Source organism: Phenylobacterium sp., from assembly GCF_028290885.1.
In the GTDB taxonomy this organism is placed as follows: domain Bacteria; phylum Pseudomonadota; class Alphaproteobacteria; order Caulobacterales; family Caulobacteraceae; genus Phenylobacterium.
In genome coordinates this window covers 1-9,179 of record NZ_JAQGIZ010000214.1, presented here as the reverse complement: position 1 = coordinate 9,179, position 9,179 = coordinate 1, and the positions used below count along the sequence as shown (strand labels likewise).

9 protein-coding genes are annotated in these 9,179 nt (G+C 69.5%); 5 read left to right on the top strand and 4 right to left on the bottom strand.

Features of this window, described 5'->3' with window-relative positions:
* Nucleotides 1-1,594 (top strand): AMP-binding protein (locus tag JWP28_RS14520; RefSeq protein ID WP_299543962.1); only part of this gene is annotated, 1,594 nt, incomplete at its 5' end.
* On the opposite strand, the gene cobS is transcribed toward JWP28_RS14520, so the two are convergent.
* The gene (cobS, locus tag JWP28_RS14515; RefSeq protein ID WP_299543960.1) at nucleotides 1,591-2,592 is read right to left on the bottom strand and encodes a cobaltochelatase subunit CobS; all 1,002 of its coding nucleotides are present in this window, start codon (nucleotides 2,590-2,592) and stop codon (nucleotides 1,591-1,593) included. The two genes, JWP28_RS14520 and cobS, sit on opposite strands and share 4 nt — an antisense overlap.
* A gap of 87 nt (nucleotides 2,593-2,679) precedes the next feature.
* Here cobS and JWP28_RS14510 point away from each other — a divergent pair, with 87 nt between their 5' ends.
* Nucleotides 2,680-3,552: a TauD/TfdA family dioxygenase gene (locus JWP28_RS14510; protein WP_299543958.1), complete on the top strand. Its 873-nt coding sequence runs from the start codon at nucleotides 2,680-2,682 to the stop codon at nucleotides 3,550-3,552.
* Nucleotides 3,553-3,744: 192 nt separating this feature from the next.
* Here JWP28_RS14510 and JWP28_RS14505 read toward each other — a convergent pair whose 3' ends face one another.
* Together JWP28_RS14505 and JWP28_RS14500 are read right to left on the bottom strand one after the other, a co-directional pair.
* The gene (locus JWP28_RS14505; protein WP_299543957.1) at nucleotides 3,745-4,200 is read right to left on the bottom strand and encodes a hypothetical protein; all 456 of its coding nucleotides are present in this window, start codon (nucleotides 4,198-4,200) and stop codon (nucleotides 3,745-3,747) included.
* 17 nt (nucleotides 4,201-4,217) lie between these two features.
* Nucleotides 4,218-5,498: an amidohydrolase family protein gene (locus JWP28_RS14500; protein ID WP_299543955.1), complete on the bottom strand. Its 1,281-nt coding sequence runs from the start codon at nucleotides 5,496-5,498 to the stop codon at nucleotides 4,218-4,220.
* A 69-nt stretch (nucleotides 5,499-5,567) separates the two neighbouring features.
* On the opposite strand from JWP28_RS14500, the gene JWP28_RS14495 reads away from it, so the two are divergent.
* Together JWP28_RS14495 and JWP28_RS14490 are read left to right on the top strand one after the other, a co-directional pair.
* Nucleotides 5,568-5,978: a helix-turn-helix domain-containing protein gene (locus tag JWP28_RS14495; RefSeq protein WP_299543954.1), complete on the top strand. Its 411-nt coding sequence runs from the start codon at nucleotides 5,568-5,570 to the stop codon at nucleotides 5,976-5,978.
* Nucleotides 5,979-5,996: 18 nt separating this feature from the next.
* Complete coding sequence (locus JWP28_RS14490; RefSeq protein WP_299543953.1) at nucleotides 5,997-6,359, top strand: DUF4180 domain-containing protein; 363 nt, start codon at nucleotides 5,997-5,999, stop codon at nucleotides 6,357-6,359.
* Here JWP28_RS14490 and JWP28_RS14485 read toward each other — a convergent pair.
* Nucleotides 6,356-8,254 carry a pyrroloquinoline quinone-dependent dehydrogenase gene (locus tag JWP28_RS14485; RefSeq protein ID WP_299543952.1) on the bottom strand — a complete coding sequence of 633 codons (1,899 nt, stop codon included), beginning with the start codon at nucleotides 8,252-8,254 and terminating at the stop codon, nucleotides 6,356-6,358. The two genes, JWP28_RS14490 and JWP28_RS14485, sit on opposite strands and share 4 nt — an antisense overlap.
* A gap of 221 nt (nucleotides 8,255-8,475) precedes the next feature.
* Here JWP28_RS14485 and JWP28_RS14480 point away from each other — a divergent pair.
* Nucleotides 8,476-9,179: aldo/keto reductase (locus tag JWP28_RS14480; protein ID WP_299543950.1), on the top strand; the 704-nt coding region annotated here is incomplete at its 3' end.

Sequence of the window (9,179 nt, the reverse complement as noted above, 5' to 3'; positions counted from 1 at the left end):
ACAGTCGTATTTTCCGGCGCAGGCCGACGATCAGGTCCTCGACAGCACCGTGGGCGGCGTCCTGCGGGCTCAGGCCCAGGCCACGCCGGACGTGGAAGCGTTGGTCGAGGCGGACATGGCGGGCGAGCTGCGGCGGCGCTGGACCTACGGCGAGCTTCTGGCCGACGCCGAGCGCCTGGCTCGGGCGCTGCTGTCCCGATACGAGCCCGGCGAACGCATCGCGGTCTGGGCGCCGAACCTGCCGGAATGGGTCATCCTGGAGTACGCGGCCGGCTTGGCCGGCCTGACGCTGGTGACGGCCAATCCCGCCTATCGGCCGCGCGAATTGCAGTATGTGCTCGAGCAATCCGGGGCGGTCGGGCTCTTCATGGTGGGAGAGTACCGCGGCAACCCGATGGCGCAGATTGCCGCCCAGGTGGCGGGCGACCTGCCTGGACTGCGCGAGGTGGTTGATCTGGAGGACGCTTCGGCGCTCTACGCAGGCGAGGCGGCCGGCCACCCGCTGCCAGACGTCCGACCGGACGATCCGGTGCAGATCCAGTACACGTCCGGAACCACCGGATTCCCGAAAGGCGTGGTGCTGCGCCACCGTGGCATCACCAACAACGCCAGGTTTTCCAATGCACGGATGGGCCTGCGCGCGGGAGACACGGTCCTCAACTTCATGCCGTTGTTCCATACCGCTGGCTGCGGTCTGCTGACCCTGGGCGCCGTGCAGTTCGGTTGCCGCCTGATCGTAGCGAGGCTGTTCGACCCCGCACGCATGCTGGCCATCGTCGAGGCCGAGCGCGTGGCATTTGTCCTGGGCGTTCCGACCATGCTGGTCGCGCTACTGGAGGCCCAGGCCGCGCGGCCGCGCGACCTAACCTGCGTCCGTACAATGGGATCGGGCGGCTCGATGGTCCCGCCGGACCTGGTGCGGCGGATCCGGGCCGCAATCGGCTGTGACTTCCACATCGTCTACGGCCAGACCGAGAGTTCATGCCTGCTGACCATCACCCACCGCAACGATGACGAAACCGACCTCTGCGAGACGGTGGGCCAGCCCCTCCCGCAGACCGAGATCTCCATCCGCGATCCGCAAACCCATGCGCTGCAGCCGGCCGGCGCCTTCGGCGAAATCTGCGCGCGCGGCTACGGCGTTATGCTTGAATACAACGACAATCCATCAGCCACCGCTGCGGCCATCGACGCCGAGGGCTGGTTGCACACCGGCGATCTAGGAACCCTGGACGCCCGCGGTTTTCTGAAAGTTACCGGCCGGGTGAAGGAGATGATCATCCGCGGCGGCGAGAACCTGTTCCCCGCTGAGATTGAGAACGTGCTGCTCGAGCATCCCGACGTGGCCGAGGTGGCTGTGGTCGGCGCGCCAGACGAGCGTTGGGGCGAGATCGTCGTTTGCTTCCTGCGCCTAGCGCCGGGAGCCGACCTCGACCGCGCCGCCCTGGTCGCCCATTGCCGCGAGCGCATTTCGCCGCAGAAGACCCCAGCCAATTGGATCGCGGTCGACGACTGGCCGCTCACCGGCTCCGGCAAGATCCAGAAGTTCGTGCTGCGCGACCGGTTCGTCGCCGGTGAGTTCGAAGTGGCTTAGGCCACCCGCACCCGCGCCGTGCTCTCCGGCAGGTCCTGCCCAAACGCCCGTTGGAAGAACTCGGCCACCGTGCCGCGCTCCAGCTCGTCGCACTTGTTCAGGAAGGTCATCCGGAAGGCGAGCGCGATGTCGCCGTCGAAGATGTCGGCGTTCTGGGCCCAGGTGATCACGGTCCGCGGGCTCATCACCGTCGAGATGTCGCCGTTCATGAAGGCGTTGCGGGTCATGTCGGCGACCCGGACCATGGCGGCGATGGTGCGCTTGCCGTCGGCGGTGTTGTAGGTCGGCGCCTTGGCCAGCACGATCTCGGCCTCCACGTCGTGGGCCAGGTAGTTGAGCGTGGTGACGATCGACCAGCGGTCCATCTGGCCTTGGTTGATCTGCTGGGTGCCGTGGTAGAGCCCCGTCGTGTCGCCAAGGCCGATGGTGTTGGTGGTGGCGAACAGGCGGAACCAGGGGTTCGGGCGGATCACCCGGTTCTGGTCGAGCAGGGTCAGCTTGCCCTGCGCCTCCAGCACCCGCTGGATCACGAACATCACGTCCGGGCGGCCGGCGTCGTACTCGTCGAACACCAGCGCGATCGGCCGCTGGATCGCCCAGGGCAGCATGCCTTCGCGGAACTCGGTGATCTGCTTGCCGTCCTTCAGGACGATGGCGTCCTTGCCGACCAGGTCGATGCGGCTCACGTGGCTGTCGAGGTTCACGCGGATCAGCGGCCAGTGCAGCCGCGCGGCGACCTGCTCGATGTGCGTCGACTTGCCGGTGCCGTGGTAGCCCTGGATCATCACGCGGCGGTTGTGCGCGAAGCCGGCGACCAGCGCGCGCGTGGTCTCCGGGTCGAACTTGTAGGCCTCGTCGAGGTCCGGCACGTGCGGGTCGCGGGTGGTGAACGCCGGCGCCTTGGCGTCGAAATCCACGCCGAACGTCTCGCGCGTGTTGATCTCGTGGTCGGGGGCCAGAGTCAGCAGCTTGTCTTCGGTGGTGTCGAAAGCGGTCATGGCGCGGATCGATTACAGGCTTGCCGGGACGGAAGCAAACGGGTGTTTCATGGTGGAGCGCCCTATAATGGGCAGGGAGGCAAGGCCATGCTCAGGGAAGCCGACAGCGCCCACCGCATCATCCAAGTGGAGCCGCAGCCCACCGGCTTCGGCGCAGAGATCACCGGCGTCGACCTCTCGCATCCGTTGCCGGCGCCCGTCCTGGCCGAGGTGAAGGCCGCCTGGGCCCGCCACGGCGTGGTGGCCTTCCCCGACCAGCCGCTCAGCCTGGACGCCCTGGAAGCCTTCACCCTGGCCATGGGCGGCTTCGGCCACGACCCCTTCATCAAGCCGATGCCCGGCCGCCCCAATGTGCTGGAGTTGCGCCGCGAGCCGGACGAGAAGGCCACCAACTTCGGGGCCGGCTGGCACTCCGACTGGAGCTTCCAGGACCGGCCGCCCGCCGCCACCTTGCTGCGTTCCGAGGTGACGCCCCCGGTGGGCGGCGACACCCTGTTCTGCGACTGCGCGCGAGCCTACGAGGCGCTGTCGCCGACCATGCAGGGGATGCTGGCTCCCCTACGGGCCATCCACTCGGCGGCGCGGCCCTACGGCGCCCAGGGCTCCTTCGCCAAGGAGACCGCCCAGCGCACCATGCAGATCATCACGTCTGCGGAGGCCGAGAAGACCCGCACCCATCCGCTGGTCCGCACCCACCCCGTGACCGGCCGCAAGGCGCTGTTCATCAGCCCCGTTTACACGGTGGGCGTCGAGGGCCTGACGGGGCCGGAGTCCGACGCCTTGCTGGGCTTCCTCTTCAAGCACATGGTCCAGGACCAGTTCATCTACCGCCACCGCTGGAAGGCCGGGATGCTGCTGATGTGGGACAACCGCTGCACCATGCACCTGGCCGAAGGCGGCTACGACGGCCACCTGCGGCTGATGCACCGGACGACCGTGGCGGGGGATGCGCCGGTCTGAGGGCGGATCGGGCGTCGCCATGCGTCCTTCTCCCCTTGTGGGAGAAGGTGTCGCCCGAAGGGTGACGGATGTGGGGTTGCGCTCCGCCCTCCGCTGCTATCCCACGCTCAGATCGGATAGGACTTTCGACCCCACATCCGACCTGCTTCGCAGGCCACCTTCTCCCACAAGGGGAGAAGGACAGCTCACCCCTTAGCGCTTGCGCGACGTCGGCGGCGTGGCCGGCGTGGGGACCGGGCAGGTCGCGGCATGGATCTGGGTGGTGAGTTCGTTGTTGAGCTTGATCAGGCGATGGACCTCGTCCTGGATCGTCAGCAGGGCCTCGGCGTCCTTGTAGGTCTGCAGGGCCTGCTTGTCGGAGGCCGCCGCCGACACCTTCTGCCCGACCATGATCACCGACAGCAGGACCAACTGCAGGAAGGTCTGGGCGATCCAGGCGATCAGGGGCGCGGTGCCCCCCTTGATCGCTTCCGGCAGGCTGATCAGCGCCAGGGCCGCGAAGGCGTAGGCGCACCACATGGTGCCCACCATGTTGGTGATCAGGATGGCGACACGGCCGTTGAAGCCCACGTGTTCGGCCTTGGTCGTGTGCGGACCGACCTTGGCCCGCTCTACGATTCTGGCATGGGGTGTGTGCGAGGTCGTCATGGGCTCTCCTGGTGCCGTCATGGCTGGCGATAGATCTGGCCGGCCTTCATCACGAAGCGGACGTTCTTGAGCGCGGCGATGTCCCGCGTCGGGTCGCCCTGGAAGGCGGCCAGGTCGGCGAGATAGCCCGCCTTCACCTGGCCGAGGCTGGTCTCGCGGCCGAGGATTTTGGCGTTGGTCGCCGTGGCGGCGGTCAGCGCCTGCACGGGCGTCATGCCGTCCTTCACCATCCAACCCAACTCGCGCCAGCTCTCGCCGTGCGGGAAGACGCCGACGTCCGAGCCCGCGCCGATGGTGACCCCGACACTCAGCGCCAGGCGGAAGGCGTGCTCGGCGGCCAGGATCGCCGGCGTCGGCGGCGTCTGGCCAGGGACATAGTGCTGGAAGTAGATCGAGGTCGCCTCGGGCGCCGTCAGGGTCGGGACGTAGGCGATCCCCTTGGCCTTCATCAGCCGGAAGGTGGCCTCCGAGGCGCCGTAGCCGTGCTCGATGGTGTCGACGCCGGCCAGGGCCGCGTTGTGGATGCCCTCGTCGCTGGCCGCGTGCACCGCGACCGGCCGGCCCGAGGCGTGCGCCACCTGCACCGCCGCCTCCATCTCGCGCTCGGTGAGCGTCGGACGCGTCGAGCCGTCCGGACCGGTGCGGTAGTCGGCGTAGAGCTTGATCCAGTCCGCGCCCATGGCCGCCTGCTCGCGCACCGCAGCGACCATCTGCGCCTCGCCGCTCACCTCCTGCGCCCCCTGCGGCAGGTCGAGGTCGGCGCGGAAGCCTTTCTTCGGCCCGTAGGAGCCGGTGGCCACGATGGCCCGGGTCACCACGAACAGCCGGGGCCCAGCGATGACCCCCTCGTCGATGGCGCGCTTGAGCTGCACGTCGGCGTCGCCGGCGCCCTCGGTGCCCAGGTCCCGCTCGGTGGTGAAGCCGCTCATCAGGGTGCGTGTGGCGTCGCGCCCGGCGCGGAGCACGCGGTAGGTCGCCGCCTCCTTCAGCACCTGATCGTCCCACGGCGTCTCGTCGTAGGCGTGCAGCAGCAGGTGCGAGTGGAGCTCGATCAGGCCGGGGATCAGGGTCAGGCCGGGAAGGGGCACGGCTTGCGCGCTCGGCGCCTGGACCGAGCCCTTCGGCCCGACGCCCACGATCCGCTCGCCCTCCACCGCCACCACCCAGCCGGCGTGCGGCGCCGCGTCGCCGGCGCTCCACACCGCAGCCGGCTCCAGGAGGTAGCGCGCAGGCTCCGCGGCCCGCGCCGCGCCGCCCAGCGCCAACCCCAGGATTGTTCCGAATAACGCCTTGATCACGGTCATTGACTCCTAATCAGGGAGTAATAGGGAACAATAAGGAACATTCAGACGAGGCCCCGACTCCCCATGTCGGAAGAAGTCTACACCGTCGAGCAGTTCGCCGAGCGCCTGAAGCTGCACCCTAAGACCGTGCTGCGGTTCATCCGCGAGGGGCGCGTCCGCGCGGTCAAGGTCGGCAAGTCCTACCGCATCCTGCGCTCGGAGATGGAGGCGATGACCGGCGCCGCGCCGCGCGAACGGCCCACGGCGTTCCGCGTCACCAGCATCGTCGACATGCCCGACGTCAATCCGGAGTTCGCCCAGCGGCTGGCGCGGCAGGTCACCTCCGCGCGCATAGGCCAGGAGCCGCATCCCGACCCCATGCACATCGACGTCGCCTACGATCCGGCGCGACGGCATCTGAAGGTGGTGATCGTCGGCTCGCCCACCGACACGGCCTCGATGCTGCAGATCCTGCAGGTGTTGGGGGGCGGCTGACATGACCGCGCTGCTCCCATGACCGTCCGCGAGATCGGCGGCGTGCAAGCCTGGCTCTGCGCGGCCGAGGGGCCGTCGCTCGCCGAGGACCGCAACCTCTCGGACCTGATCGGCGAGCTGTTCGGCGCCGGCGCTAAGCTGGTGGCGATCCCGCTCGACCGCCTCGGTCCCGACTTCCTGCGGCTGTCGTCGGGCGTGGCCGGGGCGGTGCTCCAGAAGCTGGTCAACTACCGCTTCCGGATCGCCATCCTCGGCGACGTTTCCGCCGCCGAGGCCGCCTGCCTTCCGCTGCGTGACTTCGTCCGCGAGTCCAACCGCGGGACGACGGTGTGGTTCGTGGCCGACCTGCGGGCCTTGGAAGCCAAGCTCGCCGCCAGCTAAGGCAGGGCGAACGCCACCACCGCGTCCCCCTGGCGTTCCTCGTCGATCTTGGCCGAGCCGCCGGCGGCGACCACCACGTACTGCTTGCCGGCCGCCTCGTAAGTCATCGGCGTGGCGTGGGCGCTGGCCGGCAGTTCGGCGGTCCAAAGCTCCTGGCCGGTGTCGGCGGAGAAGGCGCGCAGGGTGCGGTCGATGGTGCCGCCCACGAACACCAGGCCGCCGGCGGTGACGATCGGCCCGCCCAGCAGAATCGAACCCTTGGCGATGTGGCCGACGCCAGGCGCCAGTTCCTCCAGGGCGCCCAGCGGAACCCGCCAGGCGACCTTACCGGCCGCCAGGTCCACGGCCACCAATTCGCCGAACGGCGGCTTGATGCACGGCAGGCCGGAGGGCGCCCGCAGGAAGTCGCGGCTCATGGCGTAGGGCGTCCCCTGCTGCATGGTGGTCTCGGCGCGCAGGTCGCCGTGGTCGCCCACCTTGAACTTGTCGGCCGGGATCATCCGCACCTTGGCCGGCAGGTTGGAGACCGAGACGATCAGCCGTCCGTGGCCGGCGTCCCAGGCGAAGCCGCTCCAGTTGATACCGCCGACGTTGCCCGGGATCGCCAGCGTGCCGGCCTCGCTGGGCGGCGAGAACATCGCCGTCCCGCTCATCGCGCCGAGCTGCGCGGCGCACCACTTCCGGTCGCCGTCCGAGATCGCCCAGACATCGGCTGCGGTCAGCACCTGGGGCACGAGCGGCGGCACGCTGGTCGGGAAGGGCTGGGTGGGCGAACTCGCCTCGCCGGGCAGGGTGCTCTTCGGGACCGGCCGCTCCTCCACCGGCAGCACCGGCTTGCCGGTCGCCGGGTCGAGGGCGAAGACCATGCCGGTCTTGTTGCCGGCGATCACCACGGGCGTCATGCGGCCCTTGATCTTGAACTGGGTGACCAGCGGCGCCGCGGCCGTGTCGTAGTCCCACAGGTCGTGGTGCACGAGCTGGAAACCCCAGCTCAGCTTGCCGGTGCGCGCATCCAGCGCCACCACCGAATTGGCCCAGCGGTTGTCACCGGGCCGCAGGCCGCCCCAGTAGTCCGGGCTGGCGCTGCCGGTCGGCACATAGACCAGATGCCGCTTGGGGTCGGCGCTGAGGATCGACCAGGCGTTGCCGGCGCCGGTCTTCCACGCCTCGGCCGCCACGCCCTTCGGCCGCTCCAGCGGCTCCCAGGTCCAGACGAGCTTGCCGCTGCGGGCGTCGAAACCGCGCACGGCCCCGCTCGGCATCTCGGCGCGGGCGTTGTCGTCGATGGCCGAGCCCACCACCACCACGCCATCCACGACGATCGGCGGGGAGGTCATGTGGTACTGGCCGATCCTATAACGGGCCACGTCGCGCAGGCTGACCACGCCGGCCTCGCCGAAGCCGGCGCAGGGCGCCCCGGTCGCGGCGTCCACCGACACCAGCCGCGCGTCCAGCGTCGCCTCGTAGAGCCTGAGCGCGCAGACACCGCTCCCGGCCTTGGGATCGCGCCAGGCGGCCAGCCCCCGGTTGATCAGGCCGTCGCCGTACCACGTCTGGAGGTTGACCTTCGGGTCGTAGGCCCAGAGCTGCTTGCCGTTCGTGGGATCGATCGCGATCACCCGGTTGAACGGCGTGGTCAGGTAGAGCCGGCCATCCAGGTAAAGCGGCGTGGTCTCGAAGCCGCTGCGCGGACCGCCGTGCTTGCCGTCCGAGATGTCGCCCGTGTGGAAGGTCCAGGCGGGCTTCAGGTTCGCCACATTGGCCGGCGTCACCTGGGTCAGCGGCGAGAACCGCGTGCCCTGCAGGTCGCGGCCGTAGGCGGCCCATTCGTCGGCCTTCGCCGCACCCGCCGCCAGCGCCACCGCCGCCGCGCCTAGCATCATCGACTTCAACATCTTGTTCGCTCCATCCGAAAGGATCGGCGGCAGGGTGATCGTGCCCCGCTTCCCCGCCAGCGGCCAGTGACGACCGGCGTCCTCTCCGGGCCATCCGGCGCCGGCCGGGGACGAGCGGCGGAAGGGCAGGGACGAGCGGAGCCCCCTGGGAGCACTTGGCGCACTTGACGCAGCGTTTCCCGCGCCGTCTTTCGCCGGGCGCAAGAGAGGAATTCCCGTCCATGCAAACCCGCAAGATCGGTCCGTTCGAGGTGTCGGCCCTTGGCCTGGGCTGCATGGGCCTCTCCCACGGCTACGGTCCGCCGACCCCGCGCGACCAGGCCGAGCGGGTGCTCTTGGGCGCGCTCGACGCCGGCTACACCTTCTTCGACACCGCAGCGGTCTATGGCGTCGGCCACAACGAGACGCTGGTGGGCGAGGTGCTTGGCCCGCACCGCGACCGGTTCACGCTCGCCTCCAAATGCGGCCTGACGGTCGGCGACGAGCGGCAGCTGAGCGGCGACCCGGCCAACCTCAAGGACACCTGCGAGCGCAGCCTGAAGCGGCTGAAGACCGACGTCATCGACCTCTACTACCTGCATCGCTGGGACCGCCGCGTGCCCGTCGAGGACAGCGTCGGCGCGCTCGCCGATCTGGTGGCGGAGGGGAAGATCCGGGCCATCGGCCTCTCCGAGGTCTCGGCGCCGACGCTGCGCCGCGCGCACGCCGTCCATCCGATCACCGCCCTGCAGACCGAATACTCCCCCTGGACCCGCAATCCGGAAATCGCCGTGCTGGACGCCTGCCGCGAGCTGGGCGTGGCCTTCGTCGCCTTCTCGCCGGTGGGACGGGGCTTCCTGGCCGGCGGCGTGCGCGATCTCGCCAAGCTGGGAGAGGGGGACATGCGCAAGGACATGCCGCGATTCCAGGGCGAAGCGTTCGAGGC

Coding starts and splice junctions, on each gene's coding strand:
- JWP28_RS14490 (WP_299543953.1), top strand. CDS start 5,997: ATGACCGTCCGCGAGATCGGCGGCGTGCAAGCCTGGCTCTGCGCGGCC.
- JWP28_RS14505 (WP_299543957.1), bottom strand. CDS start 4,200: ATGACGACCTCGCACACACCCCATGCCAGAATCGTAGAGCGGGCCAAG.
- cobS (WP_299543960.1), bottom strand. CDS start 2,592: ATGACCGCTTTCGACACCACCGAAGACAAGCTGCTGACTCTGGCCCCC.
- JWP28_RS14495 (WP_299543954.1), top strand. CDS start 5,568: ATGTCGGAAGAAGTCTACACCGTCGAGCAGTTCGCCGAGCGCCTGAAG.
- JWP28_RS14485 (WP_299543952.1), bottom strand. CDS start 8,254: ATGTTGAAGTCGATGATGCTAGGCGCGGCGGCGGTGGCGCTGGCGGCG.
- JWP28_RS14510 (WP_299543958.1), top strand. CDS start 2,680: ATGCTCAGGGAAGCCGACAGCGCCCACCGCATCATCCAAGTGGAGCCG.